20 protein-coding genes are annotated in these 20646 nt (G+C 62.6%); 6 read left to right on the forward strand and 14 right to left on the reverse strand.

Annotation, left to right across the window (positions count from 1 at the left end):
• Positions 1-6 precede the first annotated feature (6 nt).
• Together CQ13_RS21485 and CQ13_RS21490 are read left to right on the forward strand one after the other, a co-directional pair.
• Entirely contained in the window at positions 7-528 is a 522-nt protein-coding gene (locus CQ13_RS21485) for a DUF2244 domain-containing protein (protein ID WP_057844809.1), read from the forward strand.
• 56 nt (positions 529-584) lie between these two features.
• Positions 585-1481: a methylated-DNA--[protein]-cysteine S-methyltransferase gene (locus CQ13_RS21490; RefSeq protein ID WP_057844810.1), complete on the forward strand. Its 897-nt coding sequence runs from the start codon at positions 585-587 to the stop codon at positions 1479-1481.
• A gap of 146 nt (positions 1482-1627) precedes the next feature.
• Here CQ13_RS21490 and CQ13_RS21495 read toward each other — a convergent pair whose 3' ends face one another.
• From CQ13_RS21495 to dnaK, 13 genes are all read right to left on the reverse strand, one after another.
• Positions 1628-2251, reverse strand: a complete 624-nt coding sequence (locus CQ13_RS21495; RefSeq protein WP_057844811.1) for a 2,3-bisphosphoglycerate-dependent phosphoglycerate mutase — start codon at positions 2249-2251, stop codon at positions 1628-1630.
• 23 nt (positions 2252-2274) lie between these two features.
• Positions 2275-3090 (reverse strand): 4-hydroxy-tetrahydrodipicolinate reductase, encoded by an 816-nt coding sequence (gene dapB, locus CQ13_RS21500; protein WP_057844812.1) that lies wholly within the window; start codon positions 3088-3090, stop codon positions 2275-2277.
• 219 nt (positions 3091-3309) lie between these two features.
• Positions 3310-4305: a M23 family metallopeptidase gene (locus CQ13_RS21505; protein WP_057844881.1), complete on the reverse strand. Its 996-nt coding sequence runs from the start codon at positions 4303-4305 to the stop codon at positions 3310-3312.
• 31 nt (positions 4306-4336) lie between these two features.
• Positions 4337-5548: a helix-turn-helix transcriptional regulator gene (locus CQ13_RS21510; protein ID WP_245309253.1), complete on the reverse strand. Its 1212-nt coding sequence runs from the start codon at positions 5546-5548 to the stop codon at positions 4337-4339.
• A gap of 44 nt (positions 5549-5592) precedes the next feature.
• The gene (locus CQ13_RS21515) at positions 5593-6840 is read right to left on the reverse strand and encodes an HlyD family type I secretion periplasmic adaptor subunit (RefSeq protein ID WP_245309254.1); all 1248 of its coding nucleotides are present in this window, start codon (positions 6838-6840) and stop codon (positions 5593-5595) included.
• Between the two features lie 86 nt (positions 6841-6926).
• Positions 6927-8690, reverse strand: a complete 1764-nt coding sequence (locus CQ13_RS21520; RefSeq protein ID WP_057844814.1) for a type I secretion system permease/ATPase — start codon at positions 8688-8690, stop codon at positions 6927-6929.
• An 84-nt stretch (positions 8691-8774) separates the two neighbouring features.
• Complete coding sequence (locus CQ13_RS21525) at positions 8775-10079, reverse strand: calcium-binding protein (protein ID WP_197427381.1); 1305 nt, start codon at positions 10077-10079, stop codon at positions 8775-8777.
• Positions 10080-10478: 399 nt separating this feature from the next.
• Positions 10479-10781 carry a DUF1330 domain-containing protein gene (locus CQ13_RS21530; protein WP_057844815.1) on the reverse strand — a complete coding sequence of 101 codons (303 nt, stop codon included), beginning with the start codon at positions 10779-10781 and terminating at the stop codon, positions 10479-10481.
• A 19-nt stretch (positions 10782-10800) separates the two neighbouring features.
• A complete protein-coding gene (gene pyrF / locus CQ13_RS21535; RefSeq protein WP_057844816.1) occupies positions 10801-11511 on the reverse strand; it encodes an orotidine-5'-phosphate decarboxylase in 711 nt (236 codons plus the stop codon).
• A 6-nt stretch (positions 11512-11517) separates the two neighbouring features.
• On the reverse strand, positions 11518-12096 hold the full coding sequence (locus CQ13_RS21540; protein WP_057844817.1) for an NADPH-dependent FMN reductase: 579 nt from the start codon (positions 12094-12096) through the stop codon (positions 11518-11520).
• A 47-nt stretch (positions 12097-12143) separates the two neighbouring features.
• Positions 12144-12743, reverse strand: coding sequence for a class I SAM-dependent methyltransferase (locus tag CQ13_RS21545; RefSeq protein ID WP_057844818.1), 600 nt, complete (start codon positions 12741-12743; stop codon positions 12144-12146).
• Positions 12744-12949: 206 nt separating this feature from the next.
• On the reverse strand, positions 12950-14083 hold the full coding sequence (gene dnaJ, locus CQ13_RS21550; protein ID WP_057844819.1) for a molecular chaperone DnaJ: 1134 nt from the start codon (positions 14081-14083) through the stop codon (positions 12950-12952).
• 143 nt (positions 14084-14226) lie between these two features.
• On the reverse strand, positions 14227-16128 hold the full coding sequence (dnaK, locus tag CQ13_RS21555; protein WP_057844820.1) for a molecular chaperone DnaK: 1902 nt from the start codon (positions 16126-16128) through the stop codon (positions 14227-14229).
• A gap of 550 nt (positions 16129-16678) precedes the next feature.
• On the opposite strand from dnaK, the gene CQ13_RS21560 reads away from it, so the two are divergent.
• The 4 genes from CQ13_RS21560 (at position 16679) to CQ13_RS21575 (ending at position 19829) form a co-directional block, all read left to right on the forward strand.
• On the forward strand, positions 16679-17617 hold the full coding sequence (locus CQ13_RS21560; protein ID WP_057844821.1) for a hypothetical protein: 939 nt from the start codon (positions 16679-16681) through the stop codon (positions 17615-17617).
• A 121-nt stretch (positions 17618-17738) separates the two neighbouring features.
• A complete protein-coding gene (gene pncA / locus CQ13_RS21565) occupies positions 17739-18452 on the forward strand; it encodes a bifunctional nicotinamidase/pyrazinamidase (RefSeq protein WP_057844822.1) in 714 nt (237 codons plus the stop codon).
• Positions 18453-18477: 25 nt separating this feature from the next.
• Positions 18478-19320 (forward strand): helix-turn-helix domain-containing protein, encoded by an 843-nt coding sequence (locus tag CQ13_RS21570; RefSeq protein WP_063800117.1) that lies wholly within the window; start codon positions 18478-18480, stop codon positions 19318-19320.
• Between the two features lie 80 nt (positions 19321-19400).
• The gene (locus CQ13_RS21575) at positions 19401-19829 is read left to right on the forward strand and encodes a VOC family protein (RefSeq protein WP_245309255.1); all 429 of its coding nucleotides are present in this window, start codon (positions 19401-19403) and stop codon (positions 19827-19829) included.
• 103 nt (positions 19830-19932) lie between these two features.
• On the opposite strand, the gene grpE is transcribed toward CQ13_RS21575, so the two are convergent.
• Complete coding sequence (gene grpE / locus CQ13_RS21580) at positions 19933-20547, reverse strand: nucleotide exchange factor GrpE (RefSeq protein ID WP_057844823.1); 615 nt, start codon at positions 20545-20547, stop codon at positions 19933-19935.
• Between the last annotated feature and the right edge of the window lie 99 nt (positions 20548-20646).

Raw genomic sequence — 20646 nt, forward strand, 5'->3', positions numbered from 1 at the left:
CACGCGATGATCGCAAGCAACGACTTTGATCCGGAGCTTGATCAGCCGACGCTGTTTTCGGCGCGGGTGACGCCGCATCGCTCGCTGAACCGCACCGGCTTTTTGGTGCTGATGACATTCATCAGCGCCGTGAGCTTTGTTGCCGGCACCGCATTTTTGCTGATGGGCGCCTGGCCGGTGATCGGCTTTTTCGGCCTCGACGCAGTGGTGATCTACTGGGCGTTCCGGGTTAATTTCCGCAGCGCTGATGCCACCGAGGACATCATGGTGACGCCAACGGAGTTGCGCGTCCGGCGGATCAGCCATCGCGGCCATCTGATGGAATGGTCGTGCAATCCGGTCTGGGTGCAGTTGGAGCAGACCGGCGACCCGGAATTCGGCATCGAGCGGCTTTACCTGGTCACCCGCGGCCATCGGGTGTCGATAGGCCAAGTTCTCGGACCCGACGAAAAGGCTAGCTTTGCCAAAGCCTTATTGGCCGCGCTACAGGTCGCCAAGCGTGGGCCGACCTATAATCCGGTGGCTTGAGGTGCTTGTCAGAAATCGGGTGGTTTGGAGGCCGCGTGCGCCCTAAATCAGATCCCATGATGATATCAGCCATACATGACCAGCGCCTGGCCAAGCCGGGCCACCAGAGCGCCGCGCTGCGCGACTATGACTCGGTGCGCCGCGCCATCGCGTTCATCTCGGAACATTGGCGCACGCAGCCGACCATCGAGGCGATGGCGGTTGCCGCCGCCGTGACGCCGGACGAACTGCACCATCTATTCCGCCGCTGGGCCGGACTGACGCCGAAGGCGTTTATGCAGGCGCTCACTCTGGACCATGCGAAGAGCTTGCTGCGCGATTCCGCGAGCGTGCTCGATGCCGCGCTCGACTCGGGGCTGTCCGGCCCGGGCCGGCTGCATGATCTCTTCGTCACCCATGAAGCGATGTCGCCGGGCGAATGGAAGAATGGCGGCGCCGGCATGACGCTGAGTTACGGGTTCCATGCTTCGCCATTCGGCACGGCCATCGTGATCGCGAGCGAGCGAGGCCTTGCGGGGCTCGCCTTCGCCGACCCCGGCGACGAGCCGACAGCGTTCGCCGACATGAAGCGGCGCTGGCCGAATGCGACCTATGTCGAGGACCATGACGGCACCGTCGGCCTCGCGCAACGCATCTTTGATACGCGGCTGTGGCGGCCGGACCAGCCGCTGCGCGTGGTGCTGATCGGCACCGATTTCGAGGTGCGGGTGTGGGAGACGCTGTTGAAGATCCCGATGGGCCGCGCGGTCTGTTATTCCGACATCGCCACCAAGATCAAAAGCCCGAAAGCCTCGCGCGCGGTCGGCGCCGCGGTCGGCCGCAACCCGGTTTCCTTCGTGGTGCCCTGCCATCGCGCCCTCGGCAAAGGCGGCGCGCTAACCGGCTATCACTGGGGCATCACGCGCAAGCAGGCGATGCTCGGCTGGGAAGCGGGGCAGGTCGGATTGCATTGACGTCGTACGGTGGACAAAGCCAACGGGTCGCGCGAATGCGCGCCCGATGACAGGCTCCGCGTGCCACCCTTCAGGCTGATGATGCGGATAGATGGTAGGCACGGCGCGAGTGCGCCTTTGCTCACCCTATGCGATTGCGCGTTAACTCACGCCGCCAGATCGAGCTTAGACGCGACCGTCGAATCGGCATTGAGCCGGTAGATCACCGGCGCGCCGGTCGCGAGTTCGCGCTTCAAGATCTGCTCGGGCGTCAACTTCTCCAGCACCATGATCAGCGCGCGCAGCGAGTTGCCGTGGGCGGCGACCAGCGTGCGCTCGCCGCGCAGCACGCCAGGCAGGATCTCCTGCACGTAATACGGCAGCGCGCGCGCCAGCGTGTCCTTGAGGCTTTCGCCGCCGGGCGGCGGCACGTCATAGGAGCGGCGCCAGATCAAGACCTGCTCCTCACCCCATTTCTTGCGGGCGTCATCCTTGTTGAGTCCCGAGAGGTCGCCGTAATCGCGTTCGTTGAGCGCCAGATCGCATTTGGTCGGCAATCCGGTCTGGCCGATCTCCGCCAGCGCCAGGTCGAGCGTGCGCTGCGCCCGCTTCAGTACCGAGGTAAAGGCGACATCGAACGTTAATCCCTGCGCCTTGAGCGTGCGGCCGGCCTCTTTTGCTTCCGATACACCGAGTTCGGAGAGGTCGGGATCCTTCCAGCCGGTGAACAGGTTCTTCAAATTCCAGTCGCTCTGGCCGTGCCGCACGAGCACGAGAAGACGATCGCTCATTCCAAGATTCCGTTTTTCGATGGTTAGAAGTCGGCGAGCCCCAGCACGTCGGTCATCGTGTAGAAGCCGGGCGCCTTACCCCGCGCCCACAGCGCCGCCTTGATCGCGCCCTGCGCGAACATGGTCCGATCCTCGGCGCGGTGGGTCAGTTCGATCCGCTCCATCGGACCCGCGAAGATCACGGAGTGGTCGCCGGTGACGGTGCCGCCGCGAAGCGAAGCGAAGCCGATGTCGCCCGGCCGCCGCGCGCCGGTATGGCCGTCGCGGCCGCGCGCGGAGCGGGCGTGCAGGTCGACGCCGCGGCCGGCGGCGGCAGCTTCACCGAGCAGGAAGGCCGTGCCCGAGGGCGCGTCGATCTTGGCCTTGTGGTGCATCTCGACGATTTCGATGTCAAAACTTTCGTCCAGCGACTGCGCGACACGCTTGACCAGTGCGGCGAGCAGATTGACGCCGAGGCTCATATTGCCGGACTGCACCACCACCGCACGCGAGGTCACGCTCTTGATGACCGCCATGTCTGATACCGACAGGCCGGTGGTTCCGACGATGTGCACTAGGCCGCGTTCGGCAGCGATCGCGACATTGGCGATGGTGGCGGCGGGCACCGTGAAATCCAGAATGCCGTCGGCATTGGAGGACAATTTCCAGAGGTCCGCCGACAACTCGACGCCGTTGGCCGGCAGGCCGGCGAGCACGCCGGCATCCTTGCCCAGAAGTTCCGAGCCCGGCGCTTCAAGCGCGCCGGCCAGCACCGCACCCGGCGTTTCCGAAATGACGCGCACCAGCGCGCGGCCCATCCGGCCGCCGGCCCCCGCTACGATCAATCGCATATCGGCCATGGCTTTTACCTCTGCACGCCCTATAGCGGGATGAGGTCGTTCCGGCAACCAATCAGGCGCTTTTGCGGCTCCCGCCGGCGGCCAAGCGATCCGGCCGAGCGGAGGCAAAAGGGCAATCAGGGTAGCGATCCTGCCCTGCCCTGTTCGATCCTGCCATGATTGGGATGGGTCGGCATCGTGTCCGCCGACTCAAACCAGATGCCCCGAACACCAGTTGCTCTAGAGAGTGAGTTCCAGCTTCCTCTCCAGAACCATCCGGCCGTCGCGCTCCACGACATATGTGGCCTTGTAGGTGCCACGCTCCCAGCCCGTCGTCGGACGCTTCCTGCCGGTAAACAGCATGAACTGCGCCTTGTTGCTCTCAAGCCGCGCGGCTCGATTTTCGGCGATGGTTTTTCCGGTTGGATCCTCGATGACGAGCCGTTGCGCGTCGCCCGCCTTCAGGCCAATGACGCGAACGAAAGCGACAATTGCCGCCGCGCTGGCAGACAGCTTTTCCATGCCCGCGCTTCCATCCTCGACAAGCTCCATCGTCACCGGACCATTCGCGAAGCCGGCGTTCAGAATGGTTCGCTCCTGATAAGCAAGTTGCGCGTGAAGTGCCGGATGCCACAGCAGTTCGCCGCCCCCGCAGGAGCCGGAACTGGCACCATACGCGAAGGGATCTACGACCGCTCCCTTATGCCTGACCGTGAAATGCAGATGAGGATATTCGGTCAGCCCCGAGAGACCGACCCGGCCAAGCGGCTGCCCAACTTTGACTCTCTCTCCGGGCTTTACCACGAGGCTGCCGTGAGCCATGTGACAATATTGGGTTTCCCAGTGTTCCGGGTGTTCGATCACAACGCCGTTGCCACATTCGACGTCGCGAACAGCTTCGGGCGCAGACTTGCCAACGGCGCCGTCTGGCGCGCCGTCTCGCGTGCGAAGCACGCGGCCACTTGCGGAAGCCAGCACTTCCACGCCGGCCTTTTGCGACGCCAGCGACGGCAAGCGAAAGTCCGTCCCGTTATGGCGGTCATACGTCAGGGTGCCGCATTTATAGTCTCGCGCTGCCCCCGACGGATCGACATCGGTGTAGTTCTGGATGTAGCAGGTCCGGCCAGTTTCGCACGCGATTGGCATGCTCAATTGAATGCTGTCGGCGATCGCATTGGAAGAAAAGCCCAGTGCCGCGGCGATGGCAAAGGCTCGATAGGAAGTCACACGGCGCATGAAGTCCTGGACCTTCGCAAAAGCTGGCGCATCAGTTCGGTGGCCGCTTATCAGCCGCACAAAGCAACCGGCAATCCGGTGACGTCGGCGCGACGGCCTTTTCGCGCCTGCCGGCCCCGAATGGGGACTGCGTAAGATTATAGAGCAGAAAGAACTCGGCCTGTCGATTGATCCCCAACTTGAGCATGATGCGCTTGGTGTAGGTTCTTACAGTCGCCTCGGTCAATCGAAGATCGGCGCCGATGTCACGTGGACACTGGAACTGAAGAATCCGGGCGATGATTCTCTCTTCGGCCCAGTTCAAGCCGAAGGCGGTCGCAATACGGTGTGCCCCCAGCACTTCATCGAATTGCGGAACGATGATCAATGCTTTTCCCACGTCGCAATGCGTTGGCGCGGCCCCGATCTTGGCGAAGGCAAACTGCTGACGCTCCGTAGAGAGAGGCACAGTTGTGTTCAGCCAAACCTGACCGGGCCTGGGAATCAACGCCTCGCGGACTGCCACCCTCAAACGCTCGGTTACCAGTCTGCTGGACCCTGCGAGCCGGTCACCATCCAGCCTGAGCAGTTCGCCCTTTGCAAATAGCGCTCGACCACAGCGATTGACCTCGTGAATATGCAGGCCTTCGTCCACGATGAACGCAGGGAATGCCAGGTTTTCCAGCCAGATTTCTGCGTCCGGATATCGATTGGGTGAACGCTGCACGAGGGAATGAGCCGTCCCCCAAACCGCGCGCACGGCACGCGCGAGACACGGAATTTCGGCCCGAACGAGCGCAACCTGCCGCCATCCCGCGACAAACACTACGGTCGATCTGTCGCGAGAGGCAAATCTGCCGATGATGGAATGACCGTTTGTTCCTGGCTCGGAGCCGATCAGTTTCCGCACAAACGTGGTGCGTGCGTTGACAGGTTCGAGAAGGGCGCAATCTGCCCCGGCGCCCTTGCGGGCAATTCGGGCCACGGTCATGGTGCATGAGGGATCGATTGCGGCGTGTCCGATCCGGACCTCTTTAAGCTCCGACCGACCGGTGTGAGACATGGCCGCTACGTAGCAACTGCTGCACTCGAAAAGTTCGGCAACAGCCTTGCCGAAATATTCCATCGCGCGCTCGTCTGGGCCTTGCTCCGCAGGCCCCCCTATCTGATGATCTTCGGCGTACTGAAGAGGCTCGCCGCGCTCAGCGTCATTGAAGCGAAATCCACCCTGCCTGGAGGGTAGTGTTTTGCCATCCTCATGCACGGGCGCCTCCCGTAACAAGATGCCGTCGAATTCACGCCGACGGCTTAGTGCTCCTTAAACGCGCGGTTGATACGCAGTTCCATTGGCTGCAGTAAATATTCCGCAAAGGTTCTTTCTCCCGTCTCGATAAATATCTCAACGGGCATTCCCGGCAGTAACGAAGAGAAATACGAGGCGGTCGGGGCGTTGATGTCAAGTTCCAGTTCCGCCATGTAAGACGTGACGCCACTCTTGGCGTCGGTCAGTGCGTCTGCCGCTACAGCGACGACCTTTCCGTCGAGCATGGGCCGACGACGGATATTCAATGCGTGAACCCGCACGCGCGCGATCTGCCCGGCATAGACCTCTTCCCGATCGATTGGTTTCAATGCTGCCTCGATGACAAGCCGGTCCTCCGTCGGAACAATTTCGAGGAACGTTTCGCGGGGTGCAAGCACGGCTCTAAGATCCCGGCTGTTGAGGCCCACGATCTTTCCGGTCTCGGGGGCACGCAATTCAGACCGGCCAAGTTGATCGCGCAGAGCGGCAATTCGATGTCGGAGATCACCGATCTCCTCGCTCGCCGCATGACGCTGCTTCGCGATTTCCTGATTCTGGTTGAAGCCCAACTGTCGGCGCCTGTCCTCAAGTTCCGCCATTTTGCCTCGCTTCTCCGCAACCGACGCTGCGTTGCGGTCAATCTGTCCGCTCGACTCAGCCTCGGCTCGTTTCAAGGCTAACAGGCGCGGCTTTCGGGCGAGGCCCTTTGTAAGGAGGTAGCTTGTGTCTGCTATCTCCTCTCGCAATAGCGCAAGTTGTTGCTCGACACCCTTGGTGCTGCTTTCGAGGCCTCGGATAGAGTCCGTCAACTGCAGCATCTGCTGATCGATCATTTTGCGTTCATTCTCGATTGCGGCCAGTCGTGCGGCAAACTCGCCCTCCTGGGTTTGCATGGCAATGCGCGCGGACGCATGGCTCGCGCTTCTCTTCAGTTCGGCGGGAAAGCTGATGGATTTCGCGCCGGCCTCTTCGGCCGCCAGCCGCGCCTCCATCGCCAGAACTGCAAAGTATTTTGTCTCAAGCGAGCCGAGGGCTGCTTCGATCTGGGTGGTATCGAGCCGGGCGATCAGTTGGCCGGCCGTGACCTGATCGTTTTCCCTGACGTGAACTGACTTTACTATTCCTCCCTCAAGATGCTGGACTGCCTTGCGCTTCGAATGAACCTTTATGACACCTTGGGCCACAACCGCGCCACGAAGCGGAACTGTCATCGCCCACACGCCGAAGCAGCAAAATTGCAGAACCAGCAGCACGCATCCCCATCCGATAATCCGCCGCATATCGGATCGTGGTCGTTCCTTGCGGAAAACGGCGACTGCACGATCTCGACCTCCTTCCGTCATCGAGCGGTCCTCCCCACGGCCAATTTCTGAGATTCCGTACCTTGCCGGACGACATGCGGCTTCGCGACGGAGGTGACAGGCAGGCGAAGGACTTCAGCAGGCGATCCGAAAGCGAGCTGCGCGCCATCCCTCAAAAGCAGTACGGCATCTGCGATGGTCAGGAGTTGGGGCCGGTGGGTCACGATCACCAGTGTCGCGCCGCCCGCCTTCGCCCGCTGAATGGCGGAACACAGTGCATGCTCGCCGTCCGGGTCAAGATTGGCATTTGGTTCGTCCAGCAGGATCAGTTTGCGATCCCCGAAAAAGGCACGGGCGAGACCGATCCTCTGGCGCTGACCACCGGAAAGTCTGTTGCCGTCGCGCCCTATCTCGGTCTGATAGCCGGCTGGCAGCGACAGGATCATCTCATGCGCCTGTGCAAGTATGGCCGCGGCAACGATGTCCTCGTCGCACGCATGTTCGTCAAAGCCGGCGATTGCTTCGGCCACTGTGCCGCCCAGAAGCTGCACCTCCTGAGGAAGATAACCGACAAACTGCCCAAGCTGGTCAGGGTCCCAATTATTCAGGGCTGCGTCGTCCAACCGGATGGTGCCGCCGCTTGGTCGTTCCAACCCCGCCATCAGGCGCAGCAAGGTCGATTTTCCGGCGCCGGTCGGCCCGATCACGACGATGATCCCGGAAGGCGGGCATTCGAAATTTATGCCTACGAGTACCGGGCGCGGCGTCGTGGGTATCCGATATGACACCCGCTCGACTGCAATTCTGCCGGACGGGGACGGAAGCAGCGTGCGTTTCTCGCGAACAAGAACCGGCGCTGCGGCCGTCTGAACTTGCTTCCAGGCCTCGTGCGCGGAAGTAAGGGCGCGCCGCGCCGAGATCAGACCTTCCATCGGCTGCAGCGTACGGGCGATCAGGATCGAACTCGCAATCAGACTGCCCGCCAGCACCTCGCTCTGGAGCACGAGCCAGGCGCCTGCGCCGATCGCCGCAACCTGCAAAGTCGTTCTTACCATGCGCGCTGCGGCGCCGATCGCATAAACGCGCTCGCTGGCTCGAACCACGGGGGACAAGGCCTGGTCGTTGAGGTCCATGAATTCGCGGATGGCACCTCTGGTCCAGCCCATCGCACGCACCAGGGCGGAATGCCGGACGATTCCGTCAAGTGTAATCTGGGTTTTCTGCGCGGCCTCGGACGCCTGCGCGATTTCGGCGCGCGCGATCCAGCGGCTCACAATGCCCATGGCGAGGAGGACCGCCGTTCCGACCAGCGCAATCAGGCCGTACCAAGGGTGCAGAAAGAACAGGATGAAAATAAACGCCGGAAGAAAGGGAGCATCGAGCAGCGATGCAATCGTTGCGCTGGACAGGAACGTCCTCAGCTCGCGCACCTTTGCAAGATCTTGCGCCCTGTCACCCCGATTGGTGGCATCAACGATCATGCTTTCAAGCACGATGGGAGCGAGGGAGCGCTCAAATCTAACCGCAAAGCGACTGAGCAGCCGGCTGCGCAGGGTGTCGAACGCGGCGCTGAAAACAAGGGCAATTACGGCGATAATGGTGAGGCCAACGAGGGTTTCAACGCTACCGCTGCTGATGACCCGATCGAACACTTCGATGGCGTAGAAGGGAACGACAAGGAGAAGGATGTTCAATGACACGCTAAAGGCCACGACCCACACGAATGCGGATCGTCCCGGAATCAATCCAAGCAGCGATCGTGCAGCGGACGCTGGGATCTCACGACGGATACGCGAATACATGTTGGCCGGCACTACTACTGACTTACGTATTGCAGAGAGGCAGGAGCGGGGCGGCACGGAAGCCGCCCCGCTGAAGTCGTGGAGTTAAACGATCTCGATGGCCTCGTAACCCGCGGCAGCGTTGATGTCGTCGATCGACTCGAATTCCGTTCCGAGGCCGCCCGAAACGCCGGTGAGCGTGATGGTGCCGAAGCCGAAATCGAGCACCGTGTTGGTGCCATCGTCATCGACCACGATGGTGGCAGGATCAAACGCCGGATCGGCATCGACATTAACTTCATCGCCATCACCAAAGTTCAGGTCGGCGACTTCATCGTTGCCGAAGTTGGTGGCAGTATTGTCTCCGAAATTGTGGTCGTCGGAGCCTGCGCCGCCTGTCAGCATATCGTCGCCGACGCCACCGTCGAGGACATCGGCGCCATTGCCGCCGTTCAACTCATCGTCGCCCGCGCCGCCGTTGAGGGTGTCGTCGCCGGCGTTACCGAGGAGTATATCGTCTCCATCTCCGCCATTGAGCACATCGACATCGGCACCGCCGACAAGCATGTCATCTCCGGCGTCGCCGTCCAACGTATCGTCGCCAGCTCCGCCGCTGAGCTCGTCCGCGCCTTCGCCGCCGGACATCGTGTCGTTGCCAGCACCACCGGCCATGGTGTCGTCGCCGTCGTCGCCGGACATGGTATCGTCGCCGCCACCACCGGCCATGTCGTCCGCGTCGTCGCCGCCGCTCATCGTGTCATTGCCGCCTTGGCCATTGAGTGTATCGTTGCCGGCACCGCCGTTCAGCGTGTCGTCATCGGCCCCGCCATTCAGCGTGTCGTTCCCGAGACCGCCATTCAGCGTGTCCATGCCCGCATTGCCGTTCAGGATATCGTCGCCGAGCCCGCCGCTGAGCGTGTCATCGCCCGCGTTGCCCGACAGATCGTCATCACCGGCGCCGCCGTTGATGGTGTCATTGCCTTCACCGCCGGCGATCGTATCGTTGCCGGCATTGCCGTTCAACGTGTCGTTGCCGGCTCCGCCGTCGATATTGTCGTCGCCCGCACCGCCACTGACGAGGTCATCGCCTTCACCGCCGAGGATCATATCCATGCCGGCATTGCCGTTCAGCGTGTCGTTGCCGGCACCGCCATCGATATTGTCGTCGCCCGCACCGCCACTGACGAGGTCATCGCCTTCACCGCCGGCGATCATATCGTTGCCGGCATTGCCGTTCAACGTGTCATTGCCGGCTCCACCATCGATATCGTCATCGCCCGCACCGCCATTGACAAGGTCATCGCCTTCCAATCCGGTAATCGTATCGTCGCCGGCCAGACCGTTGATCTCATCAGGATCTGGCGTGCCAGGTAGTACATCATTGCCGGCTGTTCCATTGATGAGTGCCATGGTTTCTACTCCTTGCGTTCGCGATGCGGGTCGGCTCACGGCCCGTCATGCACTAGCGATTTTGTGTTGGCTCGATTTCCATCACGCTCGATGTGGAGTTCGATGGCGCGCAACTTGATGAAGGTGGAGCGGCATCACAATCCCCATATGGGGACAAAAAAAGAGATGTCCGATAGCTGACGTTTGGCCCGCAGACCCCGCGTTCGCTGTTGGAATGACGATCAGCTATTTGCTATTTTCGGCGGCAGCCGATCGGCCAAGCACGATCGGAAACATTCGCACACATTTCTTGATGGGATGGGTCCCGCGAAGCGGCGCGAAATAGCGGCTTCTACCGGAACCCCCCGCACGTGCGTTGTGCCTGAGGGGCGTAGATGTGGATTGCGAAATAATAGGCGCTCAGGGCTGCGGGCCGTCATAGCCCTCGATGACGATGAGGTCTGCGATCGAGTGCGGCTGACGAACCTTGATGTTGGCCTGGTATTCCGGCGAATTGTAGCAGGCCAGCGCTTTCTCATAGCTGTCGAATTCGATCACCACGTTGCGCGAGCGGCATTGGCCTTCGACCGCGGTGAACTGGCCGCCGCGCACGATGAAGCGCCCGCCGAATTTCTGGAAGATGGCCGGATTGGCCGCCATGTAGGGTTTGTAGCCCTCGTCATTGTGAACGTCGACGCGTCCGATCCAGTACCCTTTGGCCATCTCAATCTCCTTCTTGTTGTTACGTGATCGCCTGCTTGATTTCCGACTGAATGGCATCCGCAGCAAGCCTGGGATCGGCGGCTTCGGTGATGGGACGTCCGACCACCAGATAGTCGGCCCCTGCGGCAATCGCCCGCGTCGGCGTCATGATGCGCTTCTGGTCGCCGGTCGCAGCCCCTGCGGGGCGGATACCCGGCGTCACCAGACGCATCTGGTGGCCGACGATCCTGCGCAACGCGGCCGCCTCTTCCGCCGAGCTGACGAGGCCGTCGACGCCGAGCACCTGCGCCTGCTGGGCGCGCGCTTCCACCAGGTCGGAGACGTTGAGACGATAGCCGGCGGCATAGAGGTCCCCATCGTCATAAGAGGTCAGCACGGTGACAGCGAGAATTTTCAGACTCGAGCCTTGGCGCGCCTCGACCGCGGCCTTCATGGTCTGCGGATAGGCGTGCACGGTGAGGAAGGTCGCGCCGAGTTTGGCGACGCTCTCCACGCCGCGCGCCACCGTATTGCCGATGTCGTGCAGCTTGAGATCGATAAAAACCTTCTTGCCTGACTTCGCCAGTTGCTGCGCCAGCGGCAGGCCGCCGGCATAGGCGAGCTGATAGCCGATCTTGTAGAAGCTCACGCTGTCGCCGAGCCGCGCGATCAACGCTTCCGCCTCGGTCACTCCGGGCAGGTCGAGCGCAACGATCAGCCGATCCTTCGGCGCGATACTGGCTGGCTGCATGTCACCTCACATCATGCGTTGGGAAACGTCGATCAACTGCCGCACCAGCGCTTTCAGCCCCTCGGCATCAGCGGCATTCTTCAGGCGGTCCATCTCATCATAGGCATCGTCGGCGAACGCCAGCGCGAACTGGTTCGGTATCACGGTTGCATGACACGCCGACAGGATCAGCCGCAGCGCGGCCAGCGCGCGGGCGCCACCGAGCCGGTTGCCGGAGGCCGACGCAATCGCAAACACCCGATCGCGAAACACCTGGCCGCGGGTCTCGTGCGCGTCCTGCACCCGGCTGACCCAGTCGATGGTGTTTTTCACCAACGCCGGCACTGAGGCGTTGTATTCCGGCGTCACGATCAGCACGCCATGATGGGCCGCCATCATCCGCTTCAGGTTGACCGCGTGTTTCGGCACGCCGGATTTGGCCTGCAGGTCGCCGTCATAGATCGGCAGCGGGAAATCAACCAGCGAGATGCGGGTGACTTCGGCCCCGGCTTGCGCCAGTTCGTGCACGGCCACGGCCGCCAGCCTCACATTGAGCGAGCCGGTGCGGAGCGATCCCGGGATCACGAGGATTTTCAACGCGGGCATTTCTTAGAAATCGCACTCGGGGCTAACCGGCCGCGCGGGCGGACGGCTCAGCCCTTGCGATACACCCAGACCCGCGCGGGCGGAAGGTTCATCCAGATCCGCTCGGAGGCCTCTGTGGACACGCCCGGCAGCGATTTCGGAATCGGCGGCGCCACCGAATAGGTGAACTGCACGAAGGGCGCGCCCGGCGCCAGCGCCAGGAAGGCATCGCGGATCAGTCTTAGGCGGGTCAGCATCGGTTTTGTCACGAGCGGCAGGCCGGAGATCACGGCAGACGCCGGCGCATGCAACGCACCTCCGAGCGACGCGCGAAGCGTGTAGGCATCACCCTGTACGACCTTGGCCTGAGGATAGCGATCGCGCAGCAGGGCGCAGAAGCCCGGATTATATTCGACCAGCACGAGCCGCTTCTGATCTACGCCGTGTTCGATCAGCGCGTTGGTGATCGCGCCGGTGCCGGGCCCAAGTTCGACGACCGGCCCTTCGGAATCGACATCGACATATTGCGCCATGGTGCGGGCGAGCACCTTGCTCGACGGCATCACCGCGCCCATGTGCAGCGGCTTTTCAATCCATGAACGAAGGAAGCGCACCTCATCGTCGAGACGAGGCTTCTTCAACGCACGCACGGACGATTGCAAAGGCATGTCGCTACCAGGCGGGACCCGCTAACGGGCGGGAATGTCAAAAAACAGTCATGAACACGTATAGGTCGACGGGGGTATGGTCAAGCCAAACGGTAATGCGCCAGTGGCGCCAAGTGCCCACGATCCGGCGATAACACCCTGTGCAAGCTGAATGAATCATGACTGCCGGGCGAGAGCGGCGCTCGCCCGGGCGACGTGCATGCGGTTCAGGAGCCCGCGCGGCTGCCGAAGAAGTCCTTGACCTTGGTGAAGAAGCCCAACGCCTCCGGCTGGGTTGCCCCGGAGGAGAGCTTTTCGAACTCGGCGAGCAGTTCCTGCTGCTTCTTGGTCAGATTCTGCGGCGTTTCGACCATGACCTGGACATACATGTCGCCGGTCTGGCGCGAGCGGAGCACCGGCATGCCCTTTGATGCAATGCGGAAACGGCGGCCGGACTGCGTCCCGGCCGGCACCTTCACCTTGGTCTTGCCCTTGTCGATGGTGGGCACCTCGAATTCGCCGCCGAGCGCGGCCGCGACCATCGAGATCGGAACCCGGCAGTGCAAATCGGCGCCGTCGCGCTGGAAGAATTCGTGGGTGGCCAGTGACAGGAAAATGTAGAGATCGCCGGGCGGACCGCCGCGGACGCCGGCCTCGCCTTCGCCGGCCAGCCGGATACGCGTGCCGTCCTCGACACCCTGCGGAATGTTGACCGACAACGTCCGGTCGCGCGTCACCCGTCCCGTGCCTGAGCAATTGGGGCACGCGTCCTCGATCATCTGACCGCGGCCCTGACAGCCGGGGCAGGTCCGCTCCAGCGTGAAGAAGCCCTGAGCCTGGCGGACGCGGCCGGCACCGCCGCACATCGCGCAGGTCTTCGGCTTGGTGCCGGCCTTGGCGCCGGTGCCCGAACAGGGCTCGCAGGTGACCGAGACCGGAATTTCGATCTGCGCGGTCTTGCCGAAGTAGGCTTCCTCCAGCGTGATTTCCATGTTGTAGCGCAGATCGGCGCCGCGCTCGCGTCCGCCGCCGCGCCCGCGCTGCCCGGCCATGCCGAACAGGTCCTCGAAAATATCTGAAAACGACGAAGCGAAGCCGGCGCCGAAGCCAGGACCGCCGCCGCCCATGCCCTGCTCGAACGCGGCATGGCCATAGCGGTCATAGGCGGCCCGCTTGTCGCCGTCTTTCAGGACTTCGTAGGCCTCGTTGATTTCCTTGAACTTCATTTCGCTGGTGGCATCGCCCGGATTCCTGTCCGGATGCCATTTCATCGCCAGCTTGCGGAAGGCCGCCTTGAGCTTGGATTCGTCCGCGTTCCGCTCGACTTCCAGGGTTTCGTAATAGCAGCGCTTGGTGGACATCAGTCAAACCCGCCCGAAATTCGTCTTCATGCCGAAAGCACCTTCAATCGAAAATGCCGCCATCGGCTTAAAGAAAAATGACCCCCACCCATCGAACGCGAGCCGTGCGCTCTTTTGGATGAGGGTCATGATCGAAAGCCCGCTTATGCCGACTTCTTGTTGTTCTTGTCGTCGTCGACCTCGGTGAACTCCGCGTCGACCACGTCATCCTTGGCAGCATCCCGCTTGGCGTCCGCCTCGGCCTGCTGCTTGTACATTGCTTCGCCGAGCTTCATCGAAGCCTGTGCCAGCGTGTTGGTCTTGGCCTTGATGGCCTCGGCGTCGTCGCCCTTCAGCGCTTCCTTCAAATCGCTGACCGCGTCCTCGATGGCGCGGCGCTCTGAGTCTTCCACCTTCGAACCGTGTTCGGCCAGCGCCTTCTCAGTGGAATGCACCAGCGCGTCGGCATGGTTCTTGGCATCGACCGCCTCGCGTCGCTTCTTGTCCTCGGCCGCGTTGGCCTCGGCGTCCTTGACCATCTTCTGGATGTCGGCTTCGGAGAGGCCGCCCGATGCCTGAATCCGGATCTGCTGCTCCTTGCCGGTCGCCTTGTCCCTGGCCGAGACGTTGACGATGCCGTTGGCGTCGATGTCGAAGGTGACCTCGATCTGCGGCATGCCGCGCGGCGCCGGCGGAATGCCCATCAGGTCGAACTGGCCGAGCACCTTGTTATCGGCCGCCATTTCACGCTCGCCCTGGAAGACGCGGATGGTGACGGCATTCTGGTTGTCCTCGGCGGTCGAGAACACCTGGCTCTTCTTGGTCGGGATCGTGGTGTTGCGGTCGATGATGCGGGTGAACACGCCACCCAGCGTCTCGATGCCGAGCGACAGCGGCGTCACGTCGAGCAGCAGCACGTCCTTGACGTCGCCCTGCAGCACGCCCGCTTGAATGGCCGCACCGATGGCGACGACTTCGTCCGGGTTGACGCCCTTGTGCGGCTCCTTGCCGAACAACTGCTTCACGACCTCCTGGACCTTCGGCATGCGGGTCATGCCGCCGACCAGCACCACTTCGCCGATTTCGGCGGCGGTGAGCCCTGCGTCCTTCAGCGCCTTGCGGCAGGGCTCGATGGTCTTCTGAACGAGATCGTCGACGAGAGCCTCGAACTTGGCGCGCGTCAGCTTCATCGTCAGATGCTTCGGCCCGGTCTGGTCGGCCGTGATGAACGGCAGGTTGATTTCGGTCTGCGTCGTCGACGACAGCTCGATCTTGGCCTTTTCGGCCGCCTCCTTCAGGCGCTGCAGGGCGAGCTTGTCGCTGCGCAGGTTGATACCCTGCTCCTTCTGGAATTCGTCGGCGAGATAACCGACCAGGCGCATGTCGAAATCTTCACCGCCGAGGAAGGTATCGCCGTTGGTCGACTTCACCTCGAACACGCCGTCGCCGATTTCGAGAATCGAGACGTCGAAGGTGCCGCCGCCGAGGTCGTACACCGCGATGGTGCCGGATTTCGATTTGTCGAGACCGTAGGCGAGCGCTGCCGCCGTCGGCTCGTTGATGATGCGCAGCACTTCAAGACCAGCGATCTTGCCGGCATCCTTGGTGGCCTGACGCTGCGCGTCGTTGAAATAGGCGGGAACGGTGATGACGGCCTGCTCGACCTTCTGGCCGAGATGGGCTTCCGCGGTCTCCTTCATCTTCTGCAGTATGAAGGCGGAGACCTGCGAAGGCGAATAGGTCTTGCCGTCGGCCTCGACCCAGGCGTCGCCATTCGATGCCTTGACGATCTTGTAGGGAACGAGCTTCTTGTCCTTCTCGACCATCGGGTCGTCGTAGCGGCGGCCAATCAGGCGCTTCACCGCAAAGAACGTCCGCTCGGGATTGGTCACCGCCTGGCGCTTGGCAGGCTGGCCGACGAGGCGCTCGCCGTCATCGGTGACGGCAACGATCGAAGGCGTGGTGCGCATGCCCTCCGCGTTCTCGATGACTTTTGCAGTCTTGCCATCCATTACGGCGACACACGAATTCGTGGTGCCGAGATCGATCCCAATGACCTTTCCCATGGTCCTCATATCCTTCTTTTTGCGGCAGGTTGGCTGGGCCCTGGACGGCGCACCTAACCGAACCCCCAACGTTCAAATACTCGCGATATTGCGACGGTGAGCCTCATATAGGAGGGGGGGTTGTGCCTGCAAGGACCGAGCGCAAGCTTAGGGCCTGAAAAGGCTGGCGTTTGAAAGATTGTGCCGTCAAGGGCCGGGCCCCCGTACCGTGACCGGCGTTAAGAAATCGGCAATTCCTTTATCGCTCACACCCCGAAGCGTTGCACAGCGATACGTCAGCATCCTCACGGCGTGGACCGGCCGCCGGTTGAGGAGACGCGGTATTTGGCCGCTGGAAGCGCCCAAAAAAAGAGCTCGGAGACCGGGCAGAATGCCGCGAAATAGGAGCGAGGCGGGGGAACGGACGCCCGCCCTGCCCTGTTGCAGGGACACCAAAACCGCTAAAAGCGGGCCGAACGGAACGACCCAGTCGCGCGCCCCGAGCCCCAGATTCCACCAGCTCCACCGTCCGATCTTTGAACGGCCTCCATGCAAACCCGGTAGACCCTCCATGAAGCCACTTAGATATTTTGCTGCGGTTACCCTCCTCGTTGCCGCCACCTCCTCCGCGTCCGCCGCGGATCCAGTTTTCCCGCCGGGCGCCAGGGTCGGCATGACGCCGCTGGTCGGCCTCAACAAGGCCAGGGCGTTCACGGGATTCGAGACCGAAGACCAGGGCGTCAAGGTCCTGGTCGCCGACCTGCCCGCCGAGGCTTATGGCGAGGTCGCCAATGCCTTCAAAGCCAATCCCGGAGGCACTGGCGGCATCAAGCCGGAGAGCATCGAGACCAAAGCGGGGCTCGCCTATTACACCGTCGAAAACGCCAAGGACGGCGCCACCAACGTGCGCCGTTATTCCATGATCCTGCCCGGCCCTGCCTTCTCCGGCTACGTCGCCGTGCAGGTGCCGGAGAACGCCTCGAAGATCTATACCGACGATGCCGTGCGCCAGATGTTCGCATCTGCCGTGATCCGCGTTGAGGTTCCTGTCGAGGAACAGCTCGGGATGATGCCGTTCAAGATTGGCGAGCTCTCGAGCTTCAAGAACGTCCGTACGCTGGCGCCGGGCGCCGCCCTCATTCTCTCCGACAGCGACGAAAAGAAAGGTTTCGAGGTCGCCCCCTTCATGATCATCGGCCTGATCGGCTCGACGGCGGCGTCGCCTGATGATCGCGGCCGCTTTGCCCAGCAGATCGCGACCACCATTCCCGGCGTACGCGACGGGCGTATCACGACGTCCGAGCCGGTCCGCATCGATGGCCAGCCCGGCTACGAGACGCGGATCGACGCCATCAGCGGCAAGGACAATACGCCGGTGACGATCGTGCAATGGCTGCGGTTCGGCTCCCAGACCTCGATGCGCATCATCGGCTCTTCGCCGCGCGATGATTGGACCAAGGCCTTCCCACGCTTCCGCGCCGTGCGCGACGGAATCCGGCCGCGAGCCTGATCGCGAAATTGAAAAAGGCACGCGCCCTGATATTCAGGACGCGCTGAAATTTCGGGCTTTCGTTCGTACACCAATGGAACTAGCCTTCCCCTGTCGGGTTCACGGACAGGGGAGACGCGCTATGCTTTCTCGGAGGCTGGTTCTGACAGGCTTTGGCGCGGCATCCGTCCTCGCCCTCGTTCCAACGACGCCATGGGCTGCACCGATGAAACCCGACAACGCCTCCGCGCTCCTCGTCATCGACGTGCAAAACTGCTTCCTGCCGGGCGGCAGCCTCGCCGTCAAAGACGGCGATCAAGTGGTGCCCGTCATCAACCGCATCGCCAAGGGCTTTGCCAATGTGGTGATGACGCAGGACTGGCACACTGCGGGCCACGTCTCGTTCGCCTCCACCCATTCCGGCAAGAAGCCGTTCGAAAACATCAATCTCTCCTACGGCAAGCAGGTACTGTGGCCGGATCACTGCGTTCAGGGGACCGAGGGCGCGTCGCTGTCGAAGGACCTCGCGATCCCGCATGCCGGTCTCGTTATCCGCAAGGGTTTTCACAAGGACGTCGACAGCTATTCGGCCTTCACCGAGGCCGACGGCAAGACCACGACGGGGCTCGCGGCGTACCTGAAGGCGCGCAAGGTGAAGCGGGTTTTCCTCGCCGGCCTCGCGACAGACTTCTGCGTGGCATGGAGCGCGCTGGATGCGCGCAAGGCAGGCTTCGAGACTTACGTGATCGAGGACGCCTGCCGCGGCATCGACACCCAAGGCTCGCTCGCAAAAGCCTGGGCCGACATGACCAAGGCCGGCGTCAAGCGCATTCAGTCGAGCGATATCGCAGCTTAACGCGCGTCGTCTTCGGAGGCCAGGAATGTCCGGTCTGGCGGCCCCGTTCGCGTTCGAGATGATCCGTCGCGCGCCGTCACAACGCATGGCAGGCCTGATCTCGGGCATGACCGGGTATCGCGAAACGGCGCTCGGCCGGTTTTCCCAGCGCGAACCCGCATCGCTGGTGATACCGCTGATCATCAGCTTCGGCACACCGTTCCTGATCGCCCTCGGACGCGATCCTGACGCCGATGATCGGCAGCCGAGCTTCGTCGCCGGGCTTTATGCCGGTCCGGTTCATATCGAATCCGATGGCGGCGCCGAATGCGTGCAGGTGGATTTCACGCCGCTCGGCGCCTATCGCTTCTTTGGCGGGGCCGTCGCCGATCTCACCGCGCGCATGGTCGACATCGGCGGCGTACTGGGGCCTGAGGGACCGCACCTGCGCGAGCGGCTTGGCGCGATATCCTGCTGGCAGGATCGCTTCGATCTGGTCGAGGATTTTATTGCAGGGCGTGCCAGCCATCGGCCTTCGCCCGAAATCGCATTCGCCTATGGACGGCTCGCACGCAGCGCGGGCAGCATGCGCGTCACCGCGCTTGCAAGAGAGATCGGCTGGAGCCGCAAGCACTTGGTCGATCGCTTCCGAGCGGAAATTGGTCTGGCGCCGAAGCCGGTTGCCCGCATGATGCGCTTTCGTGAAGCCTGCCGACTGGCGCGGACGGGAGCGGGAAGCGGCTGGGCAGGGATTGCGGCCGAAAGCGGCTATGCCGACCAGGCGCATCTCGCCCGCGAATTTTCAACCCTTGCCGGCGAACCGCCAACGGCCTGGGCCCACCGGCTGGCGCTGACTGACAGCCGCCTGCGGCGCCCGCTGGACGCCTGACCACTCCGGTAACAAATCTTCAAGCCGACACTGCCGCGCGTGCGCATAATGACGCAGCAACAGTCAGCAAGGAGTTTTCCGTGACCCAGCGAAGCGAAATCGAAGCGCCGCGCATCTATCCGACGATGCGCTGTCGGAATGACGAGGCCATGATCGGCTGGCTGAAAGACGTGATCGGCTTCACCGAACGCGTCATCTACCGCAACGGCGACACGGTGCAACATGCCGAACTTGCCTACGGCTCTTCGCTCCTGATGCTCGGCCAATGCAGTGATGACGAATATGGCAAACTGGTCGGCGATATCAATGGCCGCCGCACCGACGCACTCTACGTCGCGGTCGACGATCCGGATGCGCTGCACGCCAGGGTGAAGGCTTCCGGAGTCAAGATCGAGATGGAACTGCACGACACGGATTATGGCAGCCGTAATTTCGCCTGCCGGGATCCGGAAGGCAATCTCTGGAATTTTGGTACGTACCGGCCGAAGGCGGACGAGAAGCCGCTATAGGCTGAGGGCTACGTTCCCCGGATGCTGCGCAGCGGCAACAGCGCGTTCACGCGCGTCTTCGGTGCAGCGTTTCACGCCGCACCGCGTCCGGGACACGCGATCCCTAGCTCTGCTCCGACGGCGCCGCCGCCGGCGCGGCCTTGGCGCCGCCCTTCGACACGCCGACCAGTGCCGGGCGCAGTATGCGTTCGCCGATCATGAAGCCGGCCTGCACGACCTGAACCACCGTCCCTGCCGGAACGGACGGATCGGGCACTTCGTACATCGCCTGCTGGAAATTGGGATCGAACTTCTCGCCCGATGGATCGAACTTCTTGACGCCGTTCTTCTCCAGCGTGTTCAGCAGCGAGCGCTCGGTCAGCTCGACGCCTTCGATGAAAGCCTTCAACGCCGGATCGGCGGTGGCCTTCGTCTCGGCCGGCATGGCATCGAGCGCGCGCTGCAGATTGTCGGCGATTTCGAGAATGTCGCGGGCGAAGCCGGTGATGCCGTAAGCGCGCGCGTCGGCGACCTCCCTGGCGGTGCGCTTGCGCAGGTTTTCCATCTCCGCCAGCGTGCGCAGCATCTTGTCGCGCGCTTCCGCCGCTTCCTTCGTCAACGCCTCGACCGAGCCTTCCTCGGGATCGTCGGGCATGATGTAGGGTTTTGAGACCACGGGCTCGCCGGTCTGGTTGGCGGGTTGTGCCCCGTCGTCACTCGGCCGGTTGGGATCGGTCATAAGACTGCCTTCTCAAAAAACGCATCTGGTTGGATGGGGATTTGCTGCCGGGGATATCGTGCTTTAGGGGCCGAAAATCAAGCGCAACCAGCCAGGATT

The organism is Bradyrhizobium retamae, from assembly GCF_001440415.1.
GTDB classification, from domain to species: domain Bacteria; phylum Pseudomonadota; class Alphaproteobacteria; order Rhizobiales; family Xanthobacteraceae; genus Bradyrhizobium; species Bradyrhizobium retamae.